Origin of the sequence: Streptomyces sp. NPDC019224 (assembly GCF_040632605.1) — a bacterium.
Lineage (GTDB): Bacteria > Actinomycetota > Actinomycetes > Streptomycetales > Streptomycetaceae > Streptomyces.
In genome coordinates this window covers 23,485-50,378 of the sequence record NZ_JBEYCF010000049.1, presented here as the reverse complement: position 1 = coordinate 50,378, position 26,894 = coordinate 23,485, and the positions used below count along the sequence as shown (strand labels likewise).

18 protein-coding genes, 1 tRNA gene and 1 pseudogene are annotated in these 26,894 nt (G+C 71.3%); 11 read left to right on the top strand and 9 right to left on the bottom strand.

Features of this window, described 5'->3' with window-relative positions; all coding sequences use genetic code 11:
• Positions 1–12: 12 nt before the first annotated feature.
• Positions 13–1,002: a Gfo/Idh/MocA family oxidoreductase gene (locus ABZ564_RS26050; RefSeq protein WP_360861053.1), complete on the bottom strand. Its 990-nt coding sequence runs from the start codon at positions 1,000–1,002 to the stop codon at positions 13–15.
• Between the two features lie 172 nt (positions 1,003–1,174).
• Between ABZ564_RS26050 and ABZ564_RS26045 the strand changes: the two genes are divergently transcribed.
• Positions 1,175–1,918: a GntR family transcriptional regulator gene (locus tag ABZ564_RS26045; RefSeq protein ID WP_360861051.1), complete on the top strand. Its 744-nt coding sequence runs from the start codon at positions 1,175–1,177 to the stop codon at positions 1,916–1,918.
• A gap of 103 nt (positions 1,919–2,021) precedes the next feature.
• Here the strand turns inward: ABZ564_RS26045 and ABZ564_RS26040 are convergent, their stop codons facing one another.
• Together ABZ564_RS26040 and ABZ564_RS26035 are read right to left on the bottom strand one after the other, a co-directional pair.
• Positions 2,022–2,624 carry an HAD family phosphatase gene (locus ABZ564_RS26040; protein WP_360861027.1) on the bottom strand — a complete coding sequence of 201 codons (603 nt, stop codon included), beginning with the start codon at positions 2,622–2,624 and terminating at the stop codon, positions 2,022–2,024.
• A gap of 226 nt (positions 2,625–2,850) precedes the next feature.
• Positions 2,851–3,018: pseudogene (locus tag ABZ564_RS26035) on the bottom strand (universal stress protein); the annotation flags it as partial.
• 279 nt (positions 3,019–3,297) lie between these two features.
• Between ABZ564_RS26035 and kdpF the strand changes: the two are divergent.
• The 5 genes from kdpF (at position 3,298) to ABZ564_RS26010 (ending at position 10,523) form a co-directional block, all read left to right on the top strand.
• Positions 3,298–3,387: a K(+)-transporting ATPase subunit F gene (gene kdpF, locus ABZ564_RS26030; RefSeq protein WP_010058599.1), complete on the top strand. Its 90-nt coding sequence runs from the start codon at positions 3,298–3,300 to the stop codon at positions 3,385–3,387.
• Positions 3,388–3,394: 7 nt separating this feature from the next.
• A complete protein-coding gene (kdpA, locus tag ABZ564_RS26025) occupies positions 3,395–5,059 on the top strand; it encodes a potassium-transporting ATPase subunit KdpA (RefSeq protein WP_360861025.1) in 1,665 nt (554 codons plus the stop codon).
• On the top strand, positions 5,056–7,164 hold the full coding sequence (gene kdpB / locus ABZ564_RS26020) for a potassium-transporting ATPase subunit KdpB (protein WP_360861023.1): 2,109 nt from the start codon (positions 5,056–5,058) through the stop codon (positions 7,162–7,164). Before kdpA ends, kdpB begins: the two co-directional genes overlap by 4 nt.
• A 6-nt stretch (positions 7,165–7,170) precedes the next feature.
• Entirely contained in the window at positions 7,171–7,851 is a 681-nt protein-coding gene (locus tag ABZ564_RS26015) for a potassium-transporting ATPase subunit C (RefSeq protein ID WP_360861021.1), read from the top strand.
• 158 nt (positions 7,852–8,009) lie between these two features.
• Positions 8,010–10,523 (top strand): sensor histidine kinase KdpD, encoded by a 2,514-nt coding sequence (locus ABZ564_RS26010; RefSeq protein WP_360861019.1) that lies wholly within the window; start codon positions 8,010–8,012, stop codon positions 10,521–10,523.
• A gap of 382 nt (positions 10,524–10,905) precedes the next feature.
• Here the strand turns inward: ABZ564_RS26010 and ABZ564_RS26005 are convergent.
• From ABZ564_RS26005 to ABZ564_RS25980, 6 genes are all read right to left on the bottom strand, one after another.
• A tRNA-Pro gene (locus ABZ564_RS26005) sits at positions 10,906–10,979 on the bottom strand.
• Positions 10,980–11,098: 119 nt separating this feature from the next.
• The gene (locus tag ABZ564_RS26000; RefSeq protein ID WP_360861017.1) at positions 11,099–13,297 is read right to left on the bottom strand and encodes a right-handed parallel beta-helix repeat-containing protein; all 2,199 of its coding nucleotides are present in this window, start codon (positions 13,295–13,297) and stop codon (positions 11,099–11,101) included.
• Positions 13,294–14,760: a M1 family metallopeptidase gene (locus ABZ564_RS25995; protein WP_360861015.1), complete on the bottom strand. Its 1,467-nt coding sequence runs from the start codon at positions 14,758–14,760 to the stop codon at positions 13,294–13,296. Before ABZ564_RS25995 ends, ABZ564_RS26000 begins: the two co-directional genes overlap by 4 nt.
• Positions 14,757–16,430: an extracellular solute-binding protein gene (locus ABZ564_RS25990; RefSeq protein WP_360861013.1), complete on the bottom strand. Its 1,674-nt coding sequence runs from the start codon at positions 16,428–16,430 to the stop codon at positions 14,757–14,759. The genes ABZ564_RS25995 and ABZ564_RS25990 overlap by 4 nt, the downstream gene beginning before the upstream one ends.
• A 48-nt stretch (positions 16,431–16,478) precedes the next feature.
• Positions 16,479–17,339, bottom strand: a complete 861-nt coding sequence (locus ABZ564_RS25985; RefSeq protein WP_360861049.1) for a carbohydrate ABC transporter permease — start codon at positions 17,337–17,339, stop codon at positions 16,479–16,481.
• Between the two features lie 82 nt (positions 17,340–17,421).
• Positions 17,422–18,441, bottom strand: coding sequence for an ABC transporter permease subunit (locus ABZ564_RS25980; protein WP_360861011.1), 1,020 nt, complete (start codon positions 18,439–18,441; stop codon positions 17,422–17,424).
• A gap of 339 nt (positions 18,442–18,780) precedes the next feature.
• Between ABZ564_RS25980 and ABZ564_RS25975 the strand changes: the two genes are divergently transcribed.
• The 5 genes from ABZ564_RS25975 to ABZ564_RS25955 all read left to right on the top strand — a co-directional run bounded on the left by ABZ564_RS25975 (position 18,781) and on the right by ABZ564_RS25955 (position 26,883).
• Positions 18,781–19,770, top strand: coding sequence for a hydroxyacid dehydrogenase (locus ABZ564_RS25975; protein WP_360861009.1), 990 nt, complete (start codon positions 18,781–18,783; stop codon positions 19,768–19,770).
• Positions 19,771–19,832: 62 nt separating this feature from the next.
• Positions 19,833–20,927 (top strand): LacI family DNA-binding transcriptional regulator, encoded by a 1,095-nt coding sequence (locus ABZ564_RS25970; RefSeq protein ID WP_360861007.1) that lies wholly within the window; start codon positions 19,833–19,835, stop codon positions 20,925–20,927.
• 158 nt (positions 20,928–21,085) lie between these two features.
• Positions 21,086–22,471 (top strand): M60 family metallopeptidase, encoded by a 1,386-nt coding sequence (locus ABZ564_RS25965; RefSeq protein ID WP_360861005.1) that lies wholly within the window; start codon positions 21,086–21,088, stop codon positions 22,469–22,471.
• 26 nt (positions 22,472–22,497) lie between these two features.
• On the top strand, positions 22,498–24,915 hold the full coding sequence (locus ABZ564_RS25960) for a polysaccharide lyase 8 family protein (protein ID WP_360861003.1): 2,418 nt from the start codon (positions 22,498–22,500) through the stop codon (positions 24,913–24,915).
• Between the two features lie 33 nt (positions 24,916–24,948).
• A complete protein-coding gene (locus ABZ564_RS25955) occupies positions 24,949–26,883 on the top strand; it encodes a DUF2264 domain-containing protein (protein ID WP_360861001.1) in 1,935 nt (644 codons plus the stop codon).
• The last annotated feature ends 11 nt before the right edge of the window (positions 26,884–26,894 follow it).

The window sequence follows — 26,894 nt, the reverse complement described above, 5'->3', positions numbered from 1 at the left end:
GGCCTCCCGCCCTCACCCCTCGATGCGCACCGGCCGCCCCGTACGTCGCGAGCGGTCGGCGGCCTCCGCGATCAGCAGCGCGGCCAGGGCGTCGGCCCCGGTGCAGGGGCTGGGCCGCAGCCCGGCGGCGACCTCGGTGAAGGCGGCCATCTCGGCGACGTACGCGTCGTGGAAGCGGCTGAGGAACCCGTCGTGGGGAGCGGCGGAGGACGGCTGCCCCTCGGCGGTGGTCCGCAGCGGTGCCCGGTCGTCGTACCCGGTGGCCAGGGTGGACCGCGAGCCCGCGACCTCCATGCGTACGTCGTAGCCGGCGCCGTTGTAGCGGGTGGCGGTGCAGCTGACCAGGGTGCCGTCGTCGAGGGTGAGGACGGTGACGGCGGTGTCGACGTCACCGGCCGCGGCGAAGGCGGGATCGCCCCGGTTGGCACCGGTGGCGCTGACCTCGACGACCTCGCGGCCGGTGACCCAGCGCACGCTGTCGAAGTCGTGCACGGCGCAGTCGCGGAAGATGCCGCCGGACAGCGGCAGATATCCGGCCGGCGGCGGCGCGGGATCGGCGGTGCAGGCGCGTACGGTGTGCAGCCGGCCCAGTTCCCCGGCGGCGACCGCGTCGCGCAGGGCGGTGTACCCGGCGTCGAAGCGCCGCTGGAAGCCGACCTGGAGCGGCACCGCGGAGCCGGCCGGCCCGGCGAGCAGGGCGCGGGTCGCTTCGAGGGTGGCGGCGATCGGCTTCTCGCAGAAGACGGGCACCCCGGCGGCGGCCGCCGCACGGATGAGCGTGTCGTGGACGGCGGTGGGGGCGGCGATCACGACGCCGTCCAGGCCGGAGCCCAGCAGCCCGTCCAGGTCCCCCGCCCAGTCGGCGCCGAGCTTCCCGGCGAGCTCGCGGGCCTGCTGCTCGACGGCGTCGTGCAGGACGAGGCGGTCGACCGCAGGCAGGGCTGCGAGGGTGCCGGCGTGGAACGCGCCGATGCGGCCCGTTCCGATGAGTCCGATGCGCATGCGCGGTGCCTCCGGGTCGGGAGGGGCCGGGTGGCCGAGGCCCCTGATCTTCGTCTTCGTATCCTCGCCGATCACCCAGGGGCAAGCATGTGTACGGACATACATACGTACTGAGCTCGACTCGGGCAGGCGGCATACTGAGCGCGTGGCACAACGTTCCGAGGAACCCGGCGTGGAACCGCTCACCCGGCTGATCACCATCGACCGGTCCAGCCCGGTCCCGCTGTACTTCCAGTTCGCCCAGCAGCTCCAACACCTCATCGAATCCGGCACGTTGGTGCCCGGCACCCGTCTGGAGAACGAGATCTCCCTGGCGGACCGCTTCGGGCTCTCCCGCCCGACGATGCGTCAGGCCATGCGGCATCTGGTGGACAAGGGGCTGCTGTCCCGCAAGCGCGGCGTGGGCACCCAGGTCCTCACCGACCGGGTCCGCCGCCAGGTGGAACTGACCAGCCTCTACGAGGACCTGCAGCGCGAGGACCGCCGCCCGCGCACCGAGGTCCTGTCGATGCGCACCGGGCCCGCCGAGGGCCCGATCGCCTCGGCCCTCCGGCTCGCCCCCGGCACGGAGACGGTCGTGCTGCGCCGGCTGCGGTACGCGGACGACGAGCCGATGGCGCTCCTGGAGAACCACCTGCCGGCCGGCCTGCTGGACCTGACCGAGGAGGACCTGTCGGCGCACGGCCTCTACACCCTGCTCCGGCGGGCCGGCATCGCCCTGCGCTCCGCCGAGCAGACCATCGGAGCCCGCCGGGCCACGGCGGCCGAGTCCCGCCTGCTGGAGGAGGTGCGCGGCGGCACCCTGCTCACCATGGAGCGCACGGTCCTGGGCGACGGGGGCCGTCCGGTGGAATTCGGCTCCCACCTCTACCGGGCGTCCCGGTACTCCTTCGAGATGACGCTGACGGCCTCCTGACCCCGGGCACGGCACATCCGCCCCGGACAAAGGGGCCTGGCGGGGTGCGAGGGGGTGGGGTGAGCGGCCGGGGCTTTCTGCGGGCCCGCCGGCACGGGGCGGTTCAGCCGGTCGGCAGCTCGTGCAGCGTCCGCCGGAGGGCGGCACCGCCCTCGAAGAGCACGGCGGTCAGCCCCAGCTCACGGGCCGCCCGGACGTTGGCCTCGCGGTCGTCCACGAAGAACGCCTCGCCGGCGGTGGCGCCGAGCAGGCCGAGTGCTCCCGCGAAGGCTTCCTCGGCGGGCTTGGTCGCGCCGAGCGCGCACGAGAAGGCGAGCGCGTCGAAGCGGCCGTTCACATCGGGCAGCCACTCGGGCAGGGCAGCGCGCAGCAGCGCGTCGTTGTCCGTGAACAGGGCCGCCGGGTGCCCACGGACCAGGTCGACCGCGGCGAGGACGTCCGGGTCGGGCTCGAACGCCCCGCACCAGATGCGGCGCAGCTCCCCGGACGTACCGGTGAAGCCGAGGCGCCCCCTGATCTCCCCCTCCACGTCATCGGCGCTCCCCTCGCCGCGGTCCCAGGCCGAGATCAGGCCCGCGGAGTAGAGCTCCTCCTCGACGCGCCGGGCGGGGAGCCCGCACGCCGCTCCGAGGAGTTCCAGTCGCCGTTCGCGGTGGAAGCGGCACACCACACCACCGAGATCGAAGAGGAACACCCGTGGCTTCATGCGCGGCAACCTAGCTCATCCCGCCGGGGCGGGGCCCGCCGCGCAGTAGGTGCTGGTTGCGTACCGCGCGCTCGCGAAGCTCAGCAGGGTAGGGGGCCGGACGGGCCATGACTCGATCCGCTCAGGGAGCCGAGCCTCCATCGGACCCGAAGCGGTTCGGGTTCCGACGCGACCTCGCCACCGCTTTCGGACTCCCGGCCCACGCACGCGAGCCGTCGTGGGCCCCTCATCGCCTTGGTTCCCTCGTCAGGTACGGCACGGACCACGTCCTGCGCCGTACTGCGGCGATCTCGGCTTCGAGCGGGTTCGGGGGGACGGCGAGCACGGGGCACGGTGCGTGTGCCAGGCAATGCCTGGCCACCGGCGCCCGTAGTCCGGGGAGCCACCTGCCGCGGAAAACGATCACGCATCCGACCGTATGCGGCAGGACACGCGGCGTAGCCGGTGGCGGTGGGCGCGTCAGATCGGCGTCAAGGGGGCCCGCCCTTTCCGTATGGACCACGTCAAGGTGGCTCTCCACCGGGCTCAGGCCGAGGTTTGCTCATCCTGGCCGCACGGCCGATTCCCTTCCTCACGTCAATCAGGAGCTCACGATGGCCGACCTGGCCTTCGTCGTCACCACAGTCGCGGTATTCGCGCTGGTGGCTCTCGTCGCCCGGGGGGTGACCAAGCTGTGACCGCCGAGAACATCGTCGGCCTCGTCGTGGCCGTCTCTCTGCTCGGGTATCTCGTCCTCGCTCTCCTTTACCCGGAGAGGTTCTGAGCACGCCATGAGTTCCCAGACCGCTGGTGTACTCCAGCTGCTCGCCCTGATCGCCGCCCTCTCGCTCGCGTACCGTCCGCTGGGCGACTACATGGCCAGGGTCTACTCCTCCGAGAGGCACTACGGACCGGAGAAGTGGATATACAAGGCCATCGGCGCCAACCCGTCCGCCGAGATGAGGTGGCCCGCCTACCTGAGGGGCGTGCTCGCCTTCTCCGCCGTGAGCGTTCTCTTCCTGTACCTCATGCAACGGGTGCAGGGCTCGCTGCCCGGCTCGCTCGGCTTCTCCTCGATCGACCCGGACCAGGCGTTCAACACAGCCGCGTCCTTCGTCGCGAACACCAACTGGCAGTCCTACTACGGCGAGCAGGCCATGGGCCACGTCGTACAGACCGGCGGCCTCGCGGTGCAGAACTTCCTCTCCGCCGCGGTCGGCATGGCCGTCGCGGTGGCGCTCGTCCGGGGCTTCGCGCGGTCGCGTACCGGTGAGCTGGGCAACTTCTGGGCCGACCTGGTGCGCGGCACCGTGCGGATCCTGGTGCCGATCTCCGTGATCGGCGCCCTCGTCCTGGTCGCCTGCGGCGCCATCCAGAACTTCTCCGGCATCCACGAGGTCGGCCAGTTCACGGGCGGTTCGCAGCAGTGGAACGGCGGCGCGGTCGCCTCCCAGGAGGCCATCAAGGAGCTGGGCACGAACGGTGGCGGCTACTTCAACGCCAACTCGGCCCACCCCTTCGAGAACCCCAACGGCCTCTCCAACCTGTTCGAGATCTTCCTCATCCTGCTGATCCCGTTCGCGCTGACCCGCACCTTCGGCCGCATGGTCGGCTCGCTCAGGCAGGGGTACGCGATCCTCGGCACGATGGCCGCCATCTGGCTCGGCTTCACCGCGCTGATGATGTGGACCGAATTCGCCCACCACGGGCCCGCCTTCGAGATCGCGGGCGGAGCGATGGAGGGCAAGGAGACCCGCTTCGGGATCGCCGGCTCGTCGATCTTCGCGGTGGCCACCACGCTGACCTCGACCGGCGCGGTGAACTCCTTCCACTCCTCGTACACCGGCTTCGGCGGCGGCATCACGATGCTGGGCATGCAGCTGGGTGAGATCGCGCCCGGCGGTGTCGGGTCCGGCCTGTACGGCATGCTGATCATGGCGATCATCGCGGTGTTCATCGCCGGTCTCATGGTCGGCCGCACCCCGGAGTATCTGGGCAAGAAGATCGGCACCCGCCAGATCAAGCTCGCCGCCTGCTACATCCTCATCACTCCGGCCCTGGTGCTCGGCTTCACCGCCGTCGCGATGGCCCTGCCCACTCCGGGCAACTCGATGACCAACTCCGGTGCGCACGGCTTCTCGGAGATCCTGTACGCCTACACGTCCGGCGCCAACAACAACGGGTCGGCGTTCGCCGGGCTCAACGCGGACACCCAGTGGTTCAACACCACCATCGGCATCGCGATGCTGCTCGGCCGTTTCCTCCCGATCGTCTTCGTACTGGCGCTCGCCGGCTCCCTGGCCGAGCAGAAGCCGGTACCCGAGACCGCGGGCACGCTGCGCACCGACAAGCCCCTCTACGCGGGTCTGCTCGTCGGCACCATCCTGATCATCACCGGTCTGACCTACTTCCCCGCCCTCGCGCTGGGTCCGCTCGCCGAAGGGCTCGCCTCATGAGCACCGTCACCCCCACTCACGCTCCGCACGGCGACCTGCCGCCCTCCGGCAACCGAGCGGTCACCGACCGCGTCGGCAGCGGCCTGTTCGACCCGAAGCAGTTGCTGAAGTCCTTCCCGGACGCGGTGCGCAAGCTCGACCCGCGGGTGATGATCAAGTCGCCCGTCATGTTCGTCGTCCTGATCGGGTCCGTGGTCACCACCGTGCTCGCGGTGCTGGACCCGACCGACTGGTTCGGCTGGGCCATCGCCGGCTGGCTCTGGCTGACCACCGTCTTCGCGAACCTCGCCGAAGCGGTCGCCGAGGGCCGGGGCAAGGCCCAGGCCGACACACTTCGCAGGGCCAAGACCGGAACCATCGCCCGCCGGATCATCGGTCCGAACGAGGAGCGGGTCGCCGGGACGGAGCTGCGCATCGGGGACCTGGTGGTCTGCGAAGCCGGCGACACCATCCCCGGCGACGGTGATGTCGTGGAAGGCGTCGCCTCCGTCGACGAGTCGGCGATCACCGGCGAATCGGCTCCGGTCATCCGGGAGTCCGGCGGCGACCGCAGCGCGGTGACCGGCGGTACGAAGGTGCTCTCCGACCGGATCGTCGTCAAGATCACGACGAAGCCGGGCGAGACGTTCATCGACCGGATGATCAGCCTGGTGGAGGGGGCCGCCCGGCAGAAGACGCCCAACGAGATCGCCCTGAACATCCTGCTGGCGTCCCTGACCATCGTCTTCCTGCTGGCCGTGGTCACCCTGAAGCCGTTCGCCCTATACGCCGGCGCCGACGAGCAGACCTCGATGATCGTGCTCACCGCGCTGCTGGTCTGCCTGATCCCGACCACCATCGGCGCGCTGCTCTCCGCGATCGGCATCGCCGGTATGGACCGCCTCGTCCAGCGCAACGTCCTGGCGATGTCCGGGCGCGCCGTAGAGGCGGCGGGAGACGTGTCCACCCTGCTCCTCGACAAGACCGGGACCATCACCCTGGGCAACCGGCAGGCGGCCGAGTTCCTGGCGGTCGACGGGGTGACGGAGGCCGAGCTGGCGGACGCCGCCCAGCTGTCCTCGCTGGCCGACGAGACTCCCGAAGGCCGCTCGATCGTCGTCCTGACCAAGGAGAAGTACGGGCTGCGCGAGCGTCACCAGGGCGAGCTGACTGATGCCGAATGGGTCGCGTTCACCGCGCAGACCCGTATGTCGGGCGTGGACGTGGACGGGCGCAAGGTCCGCAAGGGGGCGACCGGTTCCGTCGTGGCGTGGGTGAAGGAGCGGGGCGGGTTTGTCTCCGAGGACGCACAGGTCCTCACGGACCGGATTTCCCAGGCTGGTGGCACGCCGCTGCTGGTGGCTCTGGAAGACGCTCACGGTGCACGGGTCCTCGGCGTCATCCACCTCAAGGACGTGGTGAAGGAGGGCATGCGGGAGCGGTTCGACGAGCTGCGCCGGATGGGCATCCGTACGGTCATGATCACCGGCGACAACCCGCTGACCGCGAAGGCCATCGCCGAGGAGGCGGGTGTCGACGACTTCCTCGCCGAGGCGACCCCCGAGGACAAGATGGCCCTCATCAAGCGGGAGCAGGCCGGCGGCAAACTCGTCGCGATGACCGGTGACGGCACCAACGACGCCCCCGCGCTCGCCCAGGCGGACGTCGGCGTGGCCATGAACACCGGAACCTCGGCCGCCAAGGAGGCCGGGAACATGGTGGACCTCGACTCCAACCCCACCAAGCTCATCGAGATCGTCGAGATCGGCAAACAGCTCCTGATCACCCGGGGCGCACTGACCACGTTCTCCATCGCCAACGACGTCGCGAAGTACTTCGCGATCATCCCCGCCATGTTCGCCGTGGCGTACCCGTCGCTGGACAAGCTGAACATCATGGGGCTCGCCTCACCCGAGTCCGCGATCCTGTCCGCCGTCATCTTCAACGCACTGATCATCGTCGCCCTCGTACCGCTGGCCCTCAAGGGAGTGCGCTACCGCCCCGCCAGTGCCGACCGGATGCTGCGCCGCAACCTCGGGATCTACGGGCTCGGCGGCCTGATCGCCCCGTTCATCGGCATCAAGATCATCGACCTGCTCATCTCCCTCATCCCCGGAATCGGCTGATCCGCCATGACCCACACCTCCGTCAACAACACCGTGCGCCTGTTCGGGGCCGGGCTGAGGGCCCTGCTCGTCCTCACCCTGGTCTGCGGCGTCATCTACCCCCTCGCCGTCACCGGCGTCGCCCAGGGCCTCATGCCCGGACGGGCCAACGGCTCCGAGATCAAGGACAGGAACGGCGACGTGGTCGGCTCCTCCCTCATCGGCCAGACGTACAACCTGCCGAAGCAGAACCCCGACGACGCCGAGGAGGTGGTGCGACCGGACCTGAAGTGGTTCCAGCCGCGCCCCTCCAACGGCCTCGGCAGCAACAGCGTCAACACGCAGTACTCCCTGGTCCTCTCCGGCGCCACCAACCGCTCCGGCGACAACGAGGAACTGATCCAGTGGGTGACGGACGCCAGGAAGGCGGTGGCCGAGGACAACTCCACGGCCACCTACGCGGTGAAGCCCGCTGACGTGCCGGCAGACGCCGTCACCTCCTCCGGCTCCGGCCTGGACCCGGACATCTCTCCCGCGTACGCGCGGCTCCAGGTCCACCGGGTCGCGGAGAGGAACGGCCTTCCCGTCGAGGAGATCAAGAGTCTCGTCGCCGAACACACGACGGGCCGGCTCCTGGGCTTCATGGGCGAGCCCCGGGTGAACGTCCTCGAGCTGAACACCGCGCTGAGGGACCTGATCCACGGCTGATGGACCTGAGGCGAGGGACCGGGAACCGGTGGGGTGCGAAGGCCCCGCACCCCACCGGTTCCCAGCCGCCCACCCCCGATACCTGATCACCGAGCCGGCCATGGGCTACCGCTTCGAGCCCTGATGCCGCCTCCACCGCGGAAGAACGAGAAGTCACTATGGGACGCGGAAAGCTCCGGATCTACCTCGGCGCGGCGCCGGGCGTCGGCAAGACGTACGCGATGCTCTCCGAGGCCCACCGGAGGGTGGAGCGAGGCACTGATGTCGTCATCGGGCTCGTGGAGCACCACAACCGGTCCCGGACCGAGGTGATGCTGCACGGGCTGGAGCTGGTGGCACGCAGGGAGGTGGACTACCGGGGCTCGGTGTTCACCGAGATGGACGTCGACGCCGTACTGGCGCGGGCCCCGGAAGTCGCCCTGGTGGACGAGCTGGCGCATACCAACGTGCCCGGCTCCCGTCATGCCAAGCGCTGGCAGGACGTCGAGGAGCTCCTCAAGGCAGGGATCGATGTCGTATCGACGGTCAACATCCAGCATCTGGAGTCGCTGGGCGACGTCGTGGAGTCCATCACCGGCATCCGGCAGCGCGAAACCGTCCCGGACGAGGTGGTGCGCCGGGCCGACCAGATCGAGCTGGTCGACATGTCGCCCCAGGCGCTGCGCCGGCGGATGGCGCACGGCAACATCTACCAGCCGGACAAGATGGATGCCGCCCTGTCCAACTACTTCCGCCCCGGCAACCTCACCGCCCTGCGCGAACTGGCCCTGCTCTGGGTGGCGGACCGGGTCGACGAATACCTTCAGCAGTACCGGGGCGAGCACGACATACGCTCCACCTGGCAGGCCCGCGAGCGCATCGTCGTCGGACTGACCGGCGGGCCCGAAGGGCGCACGCTCATCCGCCGCGCCGCCCGCCTCGCGGAGAAGGGCGCCGGTGGTGAGGTCCTGGCCGTCTACATCGCCGCGAGCGACGGGCTCAAGGCCGTGTCGCCCAAGGAGCTGGCCGTCCAGCGCACCCTGGTCGAGGACCTGGGCGGCACCTTCCACCACGTCATCGGCGACGACGTACCCTCGGCCCTCCTGGAGTTCGCCCGGGGGATCAACGCCACCCAGATCGTCCTCGGCGTCAGCCGCCGCAAGACCTGGCAGTACGTGTTCGGCCCCGGCGTCAGCGGCACCGTCGCACGGGAATCCGGCCCGGACCTGGACGTCCACATCGTCACCCACGACGCGGCCGCCAAGGGGCGCGGCCTGCCGATCGCCCGCAGCGCACGGCTGGGGCGGGCCCGGATCATCTGGGGGTGGCTGGCCGGCGTCGCCGGGCCCGCCCTCCTCACCCTGCTGCTCAGCGGCGTCGTTCCCGACCTCGGGCTCGCGAATGACATGCTGCTGTTCCTCACCGCCACCGTCGCCGCCGCCCTGCTGGGCGGCATGCTGCCGGCCCTCGCGTCAGCGGCGTTCGGCTCTCTGCTGCTCAACTACTACTTCACGCCTCCGCTGCACCGGCTGACGATCTCCGACCCCAAGAACATCGTCGCCATCGTGATCTTCATCGGGGTGGCCGTGTCCGTCGCCTCGGTCGTCGACCTCGCGGCTCGCCGCACCCACCAGGCGGCGCGCCTGCGCGCCGAGTCGGAGATCCTCTCCTTCCTGGCCGGCAGCATCCTGCGGGGCGAGAACTCCCTCGACGCACTGCTGCAACGGCTCCGCGAGACCTTCGCCGTGGATTCCGTCGCGCTCCTGGAACGGGCGAGCGACGTCGATCCCTGGACCTGTGCGGCGGCCGTCGGTGTCCGGCCGGTCGACCGTCCCGAGGACGCCGACGTCGACATACCCGTCGGGGAGAATCTGGCCCTGGTCCTGGCCGGCCGGGCACTGCCGGCCGAGGATCGCCGGGTCCTGGGTGCCTTCGCCGCCCAGGCGGCCGTGGCACTTGACCGGCAGCGCCTGGTCGGCCAGGCCGAGGAGGCGCGCAAGCTCGCCGAGAGCGACCGCTTCCGCACCGCGCTGCTCGCCGCCGTCAGCCACGACCTCCGGACCCCACTGGCCGGCATCAAGGCGTCCGTCACCTCCCTGCGCGCCGACGACGTCGACTGGTCCGAGACCGACCGCGACGCCCTGCTCGAAGGAATCGAGGAGGGCGCCGACCGGCTGTCCGCACTGATAGGCAACCTGTTGGACATGTCCCGCCTCAACACGGGCACCGTCGTACCGCTGATCCGGGAGACGGATCTGGACGAAGTCGTCCCGATGGCGCTGGGCGGCGTTCCCGAGGGCAGCGTCGAACTCGACATCCCGGAGACCTTGCCGATGGTCGCCGTGGATCGCGGCCTGCTGGAGCGCGTGGTGGCCAATATCGTCGAGAACGCCGTCAAGTACAGCCCGGAAGGCACGCCCGTCCTCGTCTCCGCCAGCAGTCTGCGCGACCGGGTCGAACTGCGCGTCGTCGACCGGGGTCCGGGCGTCCCGGATGCTGCGAAGGGGCACATGTTCGAACCCTTTCAGCGTCTCGGTGATGCCCCGCGAGGCGCCGGAGTGGGACTCGGCCTCGCGGTCGCGCGTGGCTTCACCGAAGCCATCCACGCCACGCTCAGCGCCGAGGACACTCCCGGCGGCGGACTCACGATGGTCCTTTCGCTGCCCGCCGCCCGCACCGGCCCACGTGTGTGATCCCGCCACGCGCGGCACCTCTCTCCGCGGTGGTCCCTCCGCCACCGGCACGGGCGCCCCTCGCGTCCTCGCGGAGGCACGGGGGCGTGAGGTCGACGTCGATGGCGCCCGCAGGGATGCAGCCGGGCCCGGCATCCGCTCCCGGTCGATGCCGCGGCTCGGCCGCAAGGGCTTCGGCGGGAGCAGCCCGTACGGAAAGGCAGGGCGATGGCCGCCGGATCAGAGGGGCCGTGCCATACCCGGGTTCACACGGTCAGCAGGATCAAGGGTGCCGGGGCCCGCTGAGCCGGTCAAGGACGCCGACCCCCACTGGTCCTCAAAAATGATCGAGGGCCGGTTTCGGATTGCTCCGAAACCGGCCCTGACCTGCGACTGTCTCCAGTCGGGACGACAGGATTTGAACCTGCGACCCCTTGACCCCCAGTCAAGTGCGCTACCAAGCTGCGCCACGTCCCGATACCCGCCTGACCTGGGGTTTCCCCCTGGCCGAACGCGCATGAGAACAATACCGCACTTCATCGGGTGGTCACGAACCGCTTTCCCGGCCGCCCCGCTCCGTGTCCACGCGGACACTCTCAGTGGATCAGCACCTGGGAGAGGCCCACCCGCCCCGTTCCGCTCTTCACGATCCGGAGCGTGCGGGTCCGGCTGTCGAGGTTCACGACGGTGGGGCGGAGCGCCTTGCCGCTGATGTGGACGGTCGTGTCGTCGGTGACGATGTCGAAGCCGGCCGTGGTCGTGGAGGCGTCGTTCCAGACCTCGACCTGGCGGATGTGCCGTACGGCTCCGAGGTCCACCTGCCACCAGGCGCCGTCCTCGGCCAGGGTGCGGGTGTCGGAGTTGGTGTCCGCGTCCAGGGCCAGTGCGGCGGTGGCGGTGGCGGTGCCGTCGGTCGAGGACTGGGTGGCCGTGCCGGTGCGGGCCAGGTCGGTGCGCAGCTGCTCGACCGGTCCGCCGTGGGCGCCGGCGCGGGCGGCGACGGCGAGGGCGGCGGCCGGGAGGCGGTCCAGGCCGGTGTGGTTGCCGGTCATGACGGAGCCGGTGCCGCCGAGCGCGGGGGCGGCGGTGTCCGTCCAGTTGCCGCGCGCCGTGTTCCGGATGCCGTAGTCCGCCCAGTTGGACACCCACTTGTAGCCGACGCGGGTGATGACGTTGTTCTCGACGGTGATGTACGAGGACTGCTCGTCGAGGTAGATGCCGTTGCCGTCGCGCTCGGTGTTGCCGTACGCGGAGCGGTTGATGTAGTTGCCGCTGACGACCGTGCCGGGCTGGGCGCCCTGGGTGTAGACGGCGCCGCCGTCGTGCTGTTGCCGGGCGACCTCCATGACGTCGGTGATGCGGTTGTCCGTCACCTCGTTGTCGCGGAGCACCGACTTCTGCGCCTCGGGCTGGTTCCAGCCCCAGCCGACGGATATCGCCGAGTACGGGAGGTGGTCGAGGCTGTTGTGGTCGACGGTCAGCCCGGCTTCGTAACCGGCCCAGATGCCGACCGCGTCGGTGTACTCGACGCCGGTGCGGCTGATCGTGTTGTACGCGACGGTGTTGCGCTCCCCTGCGAGCTCGGGTGCGGGCATGGGCTCGGTGTCGCCGACGTAGACCGCGCCCGACGACAGGTCGGTGAACGTGGAGCGGGTGACCGCGCTGTCCTTGGTGCCGGCCTCCAGGATCGCTCCGGCGCCGCCGAGGTGGGTGAAGCGGGCGGTGTCGACGGTCACGCCCCGGCCGCCACGCACGGTGACCGCGGCGGCCGGCTTGGTGTAGTAGCGGCCCGCGTGGTCGACGGGGCCGGTGGCCCCGGTCAGGGTGAGACCGGCCTGCATCCCCGCGTAGCCCTCGTCGGTGCCGGGCTGCCGGTAGGCCGCGTACGCGAAGCCGATGCCGCTGACCGTGAGGTCGTGGGCGCCGTCGACGGTGAGCAGCTGCTCGGTGTGCGGGGTGACGGCCCGCGCGTGGCGCATGTTCTCGCCCTCGCGCGGGAGGTAGGTGACGGTGCGGTCGGCGGAGTTCCACGCGAACTCGCCCGGCTCGTCGAGGAGTTCGGCGGCATTTTCGAAGAACGCGACACCGCTGTAGCGGGTGGAGTCGACGGTGGTGGTGTCCCAGGCGGGGCCGGTGCGGTCGGTGCCGCTCGCGGAGTTGGTCCAGCACGGCTGGGCGAAGGTGAGGACGTCACCGCTGACGCCGGCGATCCGGCAGTGGTAGTTGCGCCAGCGGACACGGATGACGGCCTCGGCGTCCGTGGGGTGCGCCCAGTGGTCGATGCCGGTCGCGGTGGCGCCGGTCATGCCGGTGGCGGTGGCGTCGCAGGTGCTCGCGGGGCACGCCTCACCGCGGGCGCGGGTCGCGCGGCGGCCGTCGACGAAGAGCTGGCGCGGGGTGAGGCCCTCGGGGACGGCGGCCGTCCAGGTGCCGTCCGCGTTCTCCCGCCAGCCGGTGAGGTCCCGGCCGCCGGAGAGGACGGGGTGCGCGCCGGGCGCGGCGGCCCAGGTGGTGCCGGAGTCGGCGGCGCCGAGCTTCAGGGGCGCGTCGAGCCGGTAGGTGCCGTCCTTCAGGAGGACCCGGACCGGGCGCCGGGTCTCGGCGCGGGCCAGGTCGCGGGCGCCCTCCGGGGTGCAGGGGCGGGCGGCGGTGCAGGCGGAGCCGCGGCCGTCCGGGGCGGCGTACAGGGTGCGGGGCGCGGGCGCGGCTTCGGCCGGGGCGGCGATGAGGGCGGTGAGGAGCGCCGCGGTGGCGGACGCGGCGGTGGCTCGTACGACGTTCAGGGTGCGGTTCACGCGGTGGCCTTCCAGTCGGGGTGGCCGGGCATGGGCGGGTTGACGGCCCCGAAGAGCCAGTCGCGCAGGAACGGGTCGAGCGACCGGTCGCGGGTGACGTCCACGGTGTGCCGGATGAAGGCCTCGGAGGTGTACGTGGAGTCCTTGAAGCGCCTGACCCACTCGCGCATGACCGTGTCGAAGGACCGCCGGCCGATGCGCTGGTTCAGGGCGTACAGGACGAGGGCGCCGCCGTCGTAGATGTTGGTGCCGCCGAGCGCCTTGGGCAGTCCGGGCGGGCCGTCGGCCGCGCGGACCGCGTCCAGCTTCTCGTAGGTGGCCTTCATCTTGTCCGCGAGGACGGACCAGCCGCGCTCCTCGCCGTACAGGCCCGCGTAGTAGACGGCGGGGCCTTCGTTGAGCCACGCCTGCTGCCAGTCGTGCGGGGTGACGGAGTCGCCGAACCACTGGTGCACGAGCTCGTGGACCATGGTGGTCTCGTAGCCGGGCCGGCCCTGGGCGTTGGGCTTGAACCAGTTGGTGCCGAACAGCGACAGCGTCTGGTTCTCCAGCGCGTCGGTGTAGCCGTCGTAGATGTGCACCCCGTAGACGGAGAACGGGTAGCGGCCGAACTTCGCCTCCAGCCAGGCGAGATGGTCGGCGGTGCGGGCGACGATCGGGGCGTACGTGTCCTCCTGGCCCCGGGGGACGATGTGGCGCAGGGGCAGGCCGCGGTGGCTGCTGCCGTAGAGGTAGGTGCCCTTGACGACGGCGATGCCGATGAGTTCGGTGGCCATGCGCTCGCGGAGCGCGAAGTGCCAGACGGTGGAGCCGTCGGCGCGCGGGGTGCGATGCGTCAGCTCGCCGTTGGCGGTGGCGACGAATCCCTCGGGGGCACTGATGTGGAAGGTCCAGGTCGCCTTGTCGGAGGGGGTGTCGTTGCAGGGCAGGAAGGTGTCGGCGCGGGAGGACTGGGCGGCCGAGGCGAAACCGCCGTCGCTGCCGAACCGCCAGCCGGTGAGCCCCAGCCGGGGCGCCTTGCCGTTGCCCCGGTAGCGGATCTCGACGGTGAACGCCTGGTGGTCGCGGAGCGGGCGGGCCGGAGTGACGGTCAGCTCCTGGCCGCTCCGGCCGGCGGTCAGCTGCCAGGTGGCGGGGCGGCCGCCGACGGTGACGGCGTCGATGGTGTGTCCGTCGGTGTCGAGGTTGAAGGCGGACAGGTCCTGGGTGGCTCGGGCGCTGATCTTCACGGTCGCGGTGAAGTCGTAGGTCACCGGGGTGAAGTCGAAGGCCAGGTCGTAGTGGGTGACCTGGTAGCCGCCGTTGCCGAGGGTGGGGAAGAGCGGGTCGCCGACGCCGTCGGAGCCGGGCTCCGGGTGGAAGCCGTGCGGCCGGGCGGCGGCGGGCGTGCCGAGGGCGGGGACGGCGACGGCTGCCGCCACGGCGGCGCCGCCGCGTGCGAGGACCGAGCGTCGGGTGGTCACTTCTTCCCCTTCTGGAAGGCTTCCTCGAACTCGCCGCGGGCCTTCTCGCCGCCCTTGGCCAGGTAGTCCTTGAGCAGCTGGTCGTAGGCGGACATGGGCTTGCGGCCGGCGATGATGCCCTTGAGCACGTCGCCCTTGAGCGTGCCGAGGCTGCCGGCGCTCTTGGAGTCCCAGGTGGGCGAGGAGTACCGGAGCGTCGGGTCCGGCAGCATCATCGGGATCATCTTGGAGAACGTGTCGTGGACGTGCCGCACGCCGTCCTCCGAGTCCGCGCTGAAGACCGCGGGGACGGCGGAAGCGGTCATCCTCCAGGGCACGGTGACGTCCTGGGTGCCCTGCTTGGTCAGGGCGGGGTTGCCCTTCGCGTCCCGGGTGAAGTCCTTGCCCTCCACGCCGTAGTTGATGAGGGTGTACTCCAGGCTGCCGAACGGCGAGGCCGCGAAGTCGGCGAACCGCAGGATCTCCTTGACGCGGTCCCCGGACGCCTTCGTGATGTGGGTGTTCTGCAGCGCGACGTTGTCCATCCAGGCGACGGCGTCCTTGCCGACGGGCACGAAGGGGCGCGGGTCGAACTTCTTGTTGATCGCCTTCATCGTGGCGACGTAGCCGACGCCCGGCGCCAGGTAGCTGGGCATCCCGTCGTAGACGTACGCGCCCTTGCCGTTCTTGAACATGTCCGTGTACTGGGCCTTCTGCGCCCCGGACATCTGGAGGGTGCCCGGGTAGAAGCAGCCGGCCTTGTACAGCAGACGGGCCGTCTCGACCGCCTTGCGGTACTCCGGGGTCTCCAGGTCGAGGGTGAACTTGCCGGTCTTCTCGTCCAGCCGCCAGGAGCTGGGGGCGCCGGCGGACATGGCGAGCATGGTGGTGGCGCCGGCGATGATCGCGTACCGGTCCTCCTTGGGACGGGTCAGTTCCTTGCAGACCTCGACGAAACGGTCGAGGTCGGTGATCTGGTCCAGGCTCGTGACGCCGACCTCTTCGAACAGGTCGTGGCGGTAGAAGCCGGCGCCGCCGGTGCCGGAGCGGGCGATCGGGATGCCGTAGAGCTTGCCCCCGAAGATCGCCCCCTGCCAGGCCGCCTCCGGAATGGCGGCCAGGTTCGGGTAGTCCTTGACCTTGTCCCCCGCGAGGAAGGGCGTCAGATCGGCGCACTTGGCCTGGAGGAAGGCGGCCTTGTTGTCGACCCCGCCGCTCTCCGGGTACATGAAGAGGTCGGGCAGGCTGTCGCTGGCGACCATGGTGGAGAACTTGGTGCTGTAGTCGTCGGCGGGCACGCCGGTGAGGTCCACCCGGCCGCCGAGCAGCTTCTCGATCTCCTGCCAGGCGACGTTCTTCTCCCGTGAGGGGGCCGGCGGGGAGAACGTCTCCATCGCGGCGCTGATCGGCTTCGCCCCCTTGAGCGGGGCCCCCTCGGTGGCGCGCAGCGGCTTGGCCGGGTAGCTGAAGAACGCCTGCGGGACGCCGGCCGCCGTGCCCTCCAGGTCGGGCTTGAGCCCGATGTTGCGGACGGCGCTGTGCGGGAGCAGGGACGCGCTCTTGGCCTCGGCCTTCGCGGTCGTGCCGCCGTCGCCGCAGGCGGCGAGCAGCGGGGCGGCGGCCAGGCCGAGACCGACGCCGGCACCCAGACGGAAGAACGCTCTGCGGTTGATGGGGGTGGAGCTCGACACCTGGATCTCCTTGTGAGAGGGAAGGGAAGGAGTGGGGGGTGGCTGCGCTCAGCCCTTGACGGCTCCGGTGAGGACGCCCTTGGTGAAGTAGCGCTGGAGGAACGGGTAGACGCACAGGATCGGGACGACGGCGATCACCAGGACCGCCATCTGTACGGCCTGCTGCGGTGCGAGTGCCTCGCCGGACGCGGCCGAGTCGAGGCTCTGGCCCTGGAGTACGTAGGTCCGCAGCACCATCGGCAGCGGCCATTTCTCGGAGTCGTTGAGGTACAGGAGCGAGTTGAAGAAGGCGTTCCAGTACGTGACGGCATAGAAGAGGCTGATCACCGCGAGGACGGCCTTGGACAGCGGCAGGACGATGCGGACCAGGATGCGGAAGTCGCCCGCGCCGTCCACCTTCGCCGCGTCGTACAGCTCTTCCGGCAGGTTCATGAAGAAGGAGCGCAGGACGACCAGGTTGAAGGCGCTGACCAGGGTGGGCATGACGAGCGCCGCGTAGGTGTCGTACAGGCCGAGTCCCTTGACCAGCAGGAAGTTCGGGATGATGCCGGCGTTGAACAGCATGGTGAACAGGGCCGTCATCAGGATGAAGCGGGAGCCGGTGACCTCGCGGCGGGAGAGCCCGTACGCCATGCCGACGGTGACGAGCAGGCTGGCGAGGGTGCCGAACACGGTGATGCCGACGGAGACGATCAGGGCCCGGCTGACGACGCCGCCGGTGAAGATCGTGCGGTAGGCGTCCAGGGTCGGGTGCTCCGGCCACAGGATGAGGCCGGAGCTCTTGATGATGTCGGTCTGCGAGGCGAAGCTGGTCCCGATGACGCCGACCAGCGGGTAGGCGACGGCGAGGACGACCACGACGACGGCGATGGCCTTCGCGGTCTGGCCGAGGCGGGTGGGGCGCTCCATCCACGGCGGCCGGCCGTCGGACTTGCGTACGGGGGCGGGCCGGGGCGCCGGTGTGGTGGTCCGGGCCGTGGCGCGCGTCTTCTCAGCGGTCAGCACCGCGGTACACCCCTTCGTGGCCGAGTCGGTGGGCGAACTTGTTCGCGCCCAGCACGAGTGCGGTGCCGATGACCGCCTTGACGAGTCCGACGGCGGCGGCGACGCCCCAGTCGTTGTCCTTGATGCCGTGGTAGTAGACGTAGGTGTCGAGCACCTCGCCGGCGTCCGGGCCGACCGCGTCGCGCTGGAGCAGGATCTGCTCGAAGCCGACGGAGAGGATCTGCCCGAGGTTGAGGATGAGCAGCAGGATGAGTACGGGGGCGATGCCCGGCAGGGTCACGTGCCACAGCCGGCGCCGGGGCCCGGCTCCGTCGATCGCGGCGGCCTCGTACTGCTGCCGGTCGATGTTGAGGAGGGCGGCGAGGATGATGATCGTGCCCCAGCCGGCGTCCTTCCAGGCCACCTGGAGGGTGAGCAGCCAGGGGAAGGCGTCCGGGTCGCTCATCATGTCGTAGCGGGGCAGACCCAGACCGCCCAGGACGTCGGGCAGGACGCCGGCGCCGCCCAGGATCTGCTGGAAGATCGAGACGATGATGACCCAGCCGATGAAGTGCGGCAGATAGACGACGCTCTGCACGAAGCGCCTGATGCGGTCGCTGGCGATGCTGTTGAGCAGCAGGGCCAGGGCGATGGGCACCGGGAAGAAGAACACCAGCTGGACGAGGGCGATCTCCAGGGTGTTGAACGTCGCGCTCCAGAAGGCCGGTTCGCTGAACGCCGCGGAGAAGTTGGCGAAGCCCACCCAGACGCTGTGCATGTATCCGAGGTACGGCTGGTAGTCCTGGAACGCCACCACGTAGCCGAGCAGCGGTACGTAGTGGAAGACGATGAAGTAGAGCAGGCCGGGCAGGGTGAGCAGCAGCATCACCCGGTCGCGTTTGAGGCGCTGTCCGAGCGTGAGCCGGTGCGGGGCTGCGATGGCCGGGCCGGGCGGGGCGGGTTCTTCGCCCCGCTTTCGCCGCGTTCGCTGCTTTTCGCGCGGCAGCGGGGGTGCTGTGTCAGCCATGGTGGGTCCTGTTCGGCTGGGTGGCGCATGGTGTGCCTTCTGCGGCGGCAAGTTAGTAAGCGGTTAACCAAAGCGTCAAGAGATTCGAGCAAACGTCTTCGTCGACCGACACCTGCTGAGGGAAATTCCAGCAACACAAAGAGGGGAAAACCCTCATGAACAGCCCATTCGGATACGTCATGCGCTTGACGGTCGACCGCCAACCTCCTAGCTTGCCGATCATTCGATAGAACGCGATTACTATCCGGAGGCAGGGTGCGAACCACCGAAGAGGCACCGGCCCGTCCCGGCACCGATGCAGCGGACCCTCCGGGGAGGCGGCCGCGCACGGTGCTGGTCATGAGCACGAGACTGCTGGACGACGTCTTCCCACCCGCCGTCCGGGCCCGGCTCGAAGAGACCGCCGAGCTGCTCGAACCGCTGGTGATCAGCGAGTTCGACTCCCCCGCCGCCGTCCGGGCGCTCTCCGAGGCGGAGGTGCTGCTGACCGGCTGGGGCTGTCCGCCGGTGGACACGGCACTGCTGGACCGGGCGCCCGCGCTGCGGGCGGTCATCCACGCCGCCGGCACGGTGAAAACGTTTCTGTCACCGGCCGCCTTCGACCGCGGGATCGTCGTCTCGTCGGCGGCCGCGGCCAACGCCGTGCCGGTGGCCGAGTTCACCCTCGCGGCGATCATCATGGGCGCCAAGCGGGTGTTCCCGCTCGCGGGCCTCTACCGGGCCCGCCGCACCCACCGCACCGACGCCGACCTGGACCGCCACCACTGGCTCGGCACCCACGGGCTGACCGTCGGGGTGGTCGGCGCCTCCAGGATCGGCCGCCGCGTGATCGAGCTGCTGCGGGGGGCGCTGGACGCGGAGGTGCTGCTCCACGACCCTTACGTGGACGCCGCCGAGGCCGCCCGCCTCGGCGTGACCCCCGTCGACCTGGACACCCTCGTGGCGACCAGCGAGGTGGTGAGCCTGCACGCCCCGGACACGCCCGAGACCCGGGGCATCATCGACGCCCGCCGGATCGGCCTGATGCGCCCCGGCACCCTGCTCGTCAACACGGCGCGCGGCCCGCTGGTGGACACCGAGGCGCTGACCGGTCACCTGGTCAGCGGCCGGCTCGACGCGGTCCTCGACGTGACCTCGCCGGAGCCGCTGCCGCCCGGCCACCCCCTGTGGGACCTGCCCAACGTGTTCCTGACCCCGCACCTGGCGGGCGCCCAGGGCAACGAGGTGGGACGGCTCGGCGCGCTCGCCGTCGACGAACTGGCGCGGTACGCGCGGGGCGAGCCCTTCGGGCACCCCGTGCACCGGGCCGAGCTGGGGAGGATCGCATGACCGCCCTCCCGCCGCAGGCTCTAGGCTCGTCGTCACACAACAGCCTTCAGGGGGTGAGCCGGATGCGCCGGCAGAACACGGCCGGGGACGGACAGCGGCGTGCGACGGTCACCGACGTCGCACGGCGCGCCGGGGTCTCGACCGCCACCGTCTCACGCGTCCTGAACCGCAACTACCCCGTCGCCGAGGCGACCCGCGAGCGCGTCGAGTCGGCCATGCGCGAGCTGGGTTACGTGGTCAACGCGCACGCCCGCGCCCTGGCCGGCGTCTCCAACCGCACCGTCGGCATCATCGTCAACGAGGTCATCGACCCCTTCTACGCGTACATCGCGCGCGGGGTGGAGCGGGAGGCCGCGCTCGGCGGGCGGCTCTGCCTGGTCTGCTGCACCCAGGGCGACCCGCAGCGCGAACTCGCCTTCATCGACCTGATGCACGAGCGCCGGGCGGACGCGGTCGTCGTGGTCGGCGGCTCCATCGCGGACCGCGGCTACACCTCCGAGCTGGCCCGCCGGGCGCGCGAGCTCGACGCGGGCGGCTCCAAACTGGTGCTGTGCGGCCGGCCCCCGCTCGGCGAGTCCGCGCCGACCGCCGCCGTGGAGTACGACAACGAGGGCGGCGCCTTCGCGATCACCGACCATCTGCTGATGCAGGGCCACGAGCGCATCCTCTACCTCGGCGGCCCGCCCAAGCTCTCCACCACCCGCGACCGGCTCGCCGGCCACCGCCGGGCCCTGGAGCTGCGGGGCGTGGCCATCGATCCCGAGCTGGCCCAGCCCGGCGCCTTCAGCCGTAACTTCGGCTACCGCAGGATGACCGAACTCCTTCGCGACGGACCGGAGTTCACCGCCGTTTTCGCGGCCAACGACATGGTCGCGGCCGGTGCCGCACAGGCCCTGGAGGAGGCGGGCGTGCGCGTGCCCAAGGACGTCTCGCTGGTGGGCTACGACGACATCCCGGTCGCCCAGGAGCTGCGGCCCCGGCTGACCACCGTCCATGTGCCGCTGGAGGAGATGGGCCGTCAGGCCGTGCGGCTCGCCGTGTCCGGCGGGGACGAGGACGACTGGCGGGAGCCGACCACCGGGGCGCTGCGACTCGGCACCCACATCGTGGTACGCGATTCCGTGGCGCCCCGGTCCGGCAGGCCGAGCCGCAAGTGACCGGTTACTTCCCGCCTGTCCGTAGTTGACCATAGAAAATCACAGTAACTTCCCGACTCCCCTTGCGACTCGACAGCAACCGCTTACATGCTGACGGAGCACCCCCTACCGTTCCGCACGCCTTCGCCCCTCGTTCATTTCTGCAGGGAGAGTTCCGCATGCGTAAGCCCAGCAACTCCGTCGCCCCGGCCGCCTCCCCCACCACCGCGCGCCCCGCCTCCTCCGTGGGCCGCCGCGCCGTCCTCGCCGCGGCGGCGGGCGCGGGAGCGGCGGCGGCTCTCGGCTTCACCGCCACCGCCGCCCGGGCCCTGCCCGCGACCGGCCGGCCGGACTCCGTGACCGTCACCGCGCGCCCCTCCGCCGAGGCCGAACGGCTGCGCCTCGCCCAGACGTGGCGCGGCTCGGAGTTCCAGCCGACCGGCCTGTACGTGCCCGCCGGCACCCCGCTCGCGCTGACCGTCCAGCCGCACGACGGCCTGGTCCCCACGCTCTGGATCGGTGCCTGGGACTACTACGGCGAAGTCACCGAACCCCGCGGCTACCCGCTGACCGCCGGCGCCAACACGGTGACCGACCCGCACGGCGGCCCGGTCTACCTGACGCTCACCGGGCGCGGCGAGCGGGCGGGGGTGCTGTTCCGGTCCGGAGCGCTCCGCATGCCGGTCTTCACCCTGGACCGCACCACCGAGGCGGACTACCAGCAGCAGCTGGACACGCTGACCGCGTCGCCCTGGGTGGAGCTGCACGCCCCGCACACGATCATGACGCTGACCCGCGAGGGCGCCCTGCTGTACCGCGACGAGGACCACGCGGCACTGCTCCGGCTGGTCGAGACCATCATCGACTCGCACGCCCGGATCAGCGGCCTCGACGGCTCGAAGCCGGTGCACCGGCGCAAGGCGGGGCCGTACCACTTCACCGAGGTCAGCAAGGTGCCCTCCGGCGTCGGCGCCTACGCCACGCACGGCTACAACGGCTTCCCCCGCGCCTACCTGGACCGGGCCACCACCGTCGAGGGTCTGCGCACCCGGGGCTGGGGGCTCTACCACGAGCTCGGTCATCTCCATCAGCAGATGGCGTACAGGCCGGGCGGCCTCACCGAGGTCACGGTGAACATCTACTCGCTGGCCGCGCAGCGCACCCTGAAGCAGCCGTCGAACCTGCTCACCGTCGACCCGGCGACCGGGCTCACCGTCTTCCAGACCTCACGGGCGAAGTTCGGCACCCCCGGTCTCACCTACGAGAAGTCCTTCGGGGCGTACGAGAAGCTCGTGCCGCTGCGCCAGCTGGAGCTGGCCTTCGGGGAGGACTTCTGGCCGCGCCTGCACAAGCTGGTGCGTGAGGAGAACCCGCAGTCCCACTACACCGAGGACGCCAAGCGCTACCGGGCCCTGGCCACTTACTCCAGCCGGATCGCGGGCTACGACCTGACGGACTTCTTCGTGAACACGTGGGCGTTCCCCGTCGACGCCACGGGCCGGGCCGAACTCGCCGCGCTGGACCTCCCCCGGCCGCCCGTCGACCCGAGCACCCTCACCGACTGACACCGCGACGAGAAAGAGAAGTCACCATGCAGCTGAGCAGAAGGACCCTTCTCGCCGCAGGCGGCGCCACCGCGTCCGTGGTCCTGGCCGCGGGCCCGGCCCGGGCCGCGCGGAACAGAACACAGGAGGCGGGGCAGATCACCGGCGACGACTTCGACGGGCTCCTCGACCGGGCACGGACCCTGCTCACCGGAGGCGCGTTCGACCCGGCCGACCCCGACTTCGCCGTCGGCGTCGCCGCCCTGGACAGCACGGCGGGCGCCCTGTGGGACAGCTTGGACCGGAGCACCGGGCGGACCGCCCTGTGGTCCGATCTCTCACCGCTCACCGACCCGGGCAACTTCGGCCAGAGCTACACCCGGCTGCGCACGCTCGCCGTCGCCTGGGCAACCCCTGGCACCGCGCTCTCCGGACGCGCGGAGACGGCCGAGGCACTGGTCGGGGCGCTGCGGTTCGCGTACGACACGGCCTACCACCCCACGGCGCGCGAGACCGGCAACTGGTGGTTCTGGGAGATCGGGGCGCCGCGCGCGCTGATGGACTGCTGCGTCCTGCTGGGCGGGCAGGTGCCGGCCGCCGATCTCGCGGACTACCTGACGGTCGTCGACCGGTTCTGCCCCGACGCGGACCGCCGCACCAACTCCCCCACCCTGCCCGAGACCGGCGCCAACCGCACCGACAAGGCGGTGATCGTGGCGCTGCGCGGGCTGCTCGGCAAGAACACGGACAAGGTGGCGTCGGCCCGCGACGCCCTGTCCGACGTACGCGACTCCGGCCGCAACAGCCTTTTCCGCTATACGACTTCGGGTGACGGTTTCTACGAGGACGGATCGTTCGTCCAGCACGGGGAGGTGGCCTACACCGGCTCCTACGGCACCGTCCTGCTCGGCGGCGCCGCCTGGCTGCTCTCCCTCCTCGCCGACTCCCCGTGGGCGGTCACCGACCCGAACGTGTCGGTGATGTACGAGGCCGTGGAGCGGAGCTTCGTCCCCGTGATCTTCGACGGCCTGATGATGGACGCGGTGCGCGGGCGGGCCATCTCCCGGGAGCGGGCGGGTGACCACCAGGACGGGGCGGCGGCCGTCGCGGCGATCCTGCTCCTGGCGACCGGGGCCCCGGCGGACCTGGCGGCCCGCTGGCGCTCGGTGGTCAAGGGGTGGCTCACCCGCAACCGCACCACGCCGTTCGCCTCGTTGGCCTCCCTGCCCCGGCTCGCCCTGGCCAAGGCGGTGCTGGCCGACCAGGACATCCACCCGGCGGAGCGCACCACGGGCAGTTTCGTCTTCGCCGGCATGGACCGCGTCGTGCACCGCCGTCCCGGCTGGGCCTGCACCCTGTCGCTGTCCTCGAAGCGGATCTCCGCGTACGAGGCGGGCAACGGCGAGAACCTGCACGGCTGGTACACCGGCGACGGCATGACGTACCTCTACGACGGCGACGACCTCGGGCAGTACCACGACGGGTTCTGGCCGACCGTCGACCCGTACCGCCTGCCGGGCACCACGGTCGACACCCGTCCGCGCGAGGACCTCGGCACCGGTGCCGGCACCTCCACCTACCGGCCGTCGAACGCCGTGGCGGGCGGCGCCGGGCTGGACAGCCGGTACGGCGCCGCCGCCATGGAGCTGATCGGTGCCCCCGGCAGCAGCCTGCGGGCCAGGAAGGCGTGGTTCCTCCTCGACAACACCGTCGTCGCGCTCGGCTCCGGCATCACCTCGGACGACGGCCGCACGGTCGAGACGGTGATCGAGAACCGGAACCTGGGCGCGGACGGCCGCAACCAACTGCTCGTGGACGGCGTCCCGAGGTCCGTGGAGCAGGGCCGGGCCGGTGCGTTCGACCGGGCCCGGTGGGCGCACATCGAGGGTGTCGGCGGCTACGTGCTGCCCGGTGGTTCGGCCCTGCGCACGCTGCGCGAGGAACGCACCGGGACCTGGCGGGCCATCGACACCGGCGCGGACACCGGCGGCAGCACCGACCCCGTCACCCGCCGCTACCTCACCCTGTGGCTCGACCACGGCTCCTCCCCCGCCGGCGCCGGGTACGCCTATGTGCTGCTGCCCGGTGCCTCGGCCGCGGCGACCGCGGTGTGGTCGGCCTCCCGGCCGGTGCGGATCGTCGCCAACGACGCCACCGCCCAAGCCGTGGAGGACCGCAGGACCGGTCTGACCGCCGTGCACTTCTGGGCCGCCGGTACGGCCGCGGGCATCACCGCGTCCGGTCCCGCGACGGTCCTGGTGCGACGGCGGGGCGCGCGGGTGTCCGTGGCGGTCGCCGACCCTGGCCGGACGGGGACCTCCGTCACGGTCGGTCTGCCGTTCGCCGTACGCGCGGTGGCCGGGGCCGACGACACCGTCGCCCTCGCCCCGGGGCGCAGCCCGGTGCTCACCGTCGCCGTCGGCGGCTCCCACGGCCGCACCCACCGCGCCGAACTGATCCAGTAACCCCCGCACACCGAACACAGGAGCAGCCCCACCATGTCCGTCGCCCCGCATCTGCAACTGCCGCCCACCGACCGGATCCTGTCGTCCCGCACCGGCTGGACCCGGGCGCACTGGGAGGCGACCGCCGACCGGATGCTGGACGCGCTGACGCCGTACGCGACACCGGGCTTCGCCCAGTACCGGCTGCCCGGCCGGAACAGCTGGTCCGGTGTCGTGTCGGACGGACTCGAGGGTTTCGCCCGGTCGTTCCTGCTCGCCGCCTGCCGGATCGCGGGCGCGGGCGGGGCGGTCGACCCCGCGCTGACCGAGCGGTACGCGGCGGGGCTCGCGGCCGGCACGGACCCGGCGAGCGGGGAGGCGTGGCCGCGGCTGACGGACTGCTCGCAGCAGATGGTGGAGGCGGCGTCCGTCGCGGTCGCGCTGCACGAGACCCGGCCGTGGATCTGGGACCGGCTCGACGCCCGGGTGCAGGAGCGGGTCGTCGACTGGTTCTCCGGCTTCGTCGGCGGCCGGACCTGGGACAACAACTGGCGCCTGTTCCAGGTGGTTTCGGAACAGTTCCTGGCTTCGGTCGGCGCACCGTACAGCCGGTCCGACATCGAGGGCGGCCTCGACCGGATCGAGGACTGGTACATCGGTGACGGCTGGTACACCGACGGGAGCGGGCGCAACTTCGACTACTACATCGGCTGGGCCATGCATCTGTACCCGCTGCTGTGGGCACGGATCGCGGGCCCGGAGGGCGACGGCGGCCGGTCCGCCGTCTACCGGGAGCGCCTCAGCCGCTTCCTGGAGGACTACCCGCACTTCTTCGGCGGCGACGGCGCCCCGGTCCACCAGGGCCGGTCCCTGTGCTACCGCTTCGCGGCGCTGGCCCCGGTGTGGATGGGTGCGCTCGCGGACTGCACCCCGCTCGCGCCGGGACTGACCCGACGGCTCGCCTCCGGGACCCTGCGGCACTTCGCGGAGCGCGGGGTGCCCGACGAGCGGGGGCTGCTGACGCTCGGCTGGTACGACACGTTCCTCCCCACCACGCAGCCGTACTCCGGTCCCGCCTCGCCGTACTGGGCGAGCAAGGGGTTCCTCGGGCTGCTGCTTCCGGCCGACCACGAGGTGTGGACGGCGCGCGAACTGCCGCTGCCCGTCGAGGAGTCCGACACCTACACGGCGCTTCCCACGCCCGGGTGGCTGCTGCACGGCACCCGGAACGACGGGATCGTCCGGCTGGTCAACCACGGCAGCGACCACAATCCTCCCCCGCCCGGCCAGGAGACGGAGGGCGCCGCCGACCCGGACGGAGGCGCCGGCGAGGACGACCCGCACTACGCGAAGCTGGCGTACTCGACGGCGACCGCCCCGGAGGCCGCACCGCACGCCTTCGCCCGGAACATCGACAGCCACCTGGCGCTGCTCGCCCCGGACGGCACCCCGTCCCGGCGCCGCCGCATCCACCCGGTGCGCTGCGAGGACCGGGTCGCCGCGTCCTGGTCGGCGGCCCGGCTGCCGGGTGACGAGCGGGCGTACCGGATCGGGACGACGAGCGTGCTGCACGGGCCGTGGGAGATCCGGGTGCACCGGGTCGAGGCGCCCGAGGGGGCGGTGGTCCGCGAGGGTGGTCACGCGGTCGCGCACGAGTCGAGCCCGTCCGCCTCGTCGGGCCCCGGCTGGGCGCTCGCCCGTACGGCCGACGGGCTGTCCAGCGCGGTGGTCGGGCTGTACGGCTGGGACGGCGGGCCCGAGGATGCCCAGGTGGCGCGGGACGTGGAGGCCAACGCGTACGGACCGTACTCGGCCGTTCCGTATCTGCGCAGCGCCCCCCACCCGGCCGGCCGGAGCGTCCATGTCACGCTCGTGGTGCTCTCCCGCGACAACGTCCACCCGGAGGCGCTGCGCACGGCCGTACGGGTGCGGGTGGACGGGGACGCGGTGACGCTGGGCTTCCTGGACGGCCGCACGGTCGAGGTGTGAGCGGGGCTCCG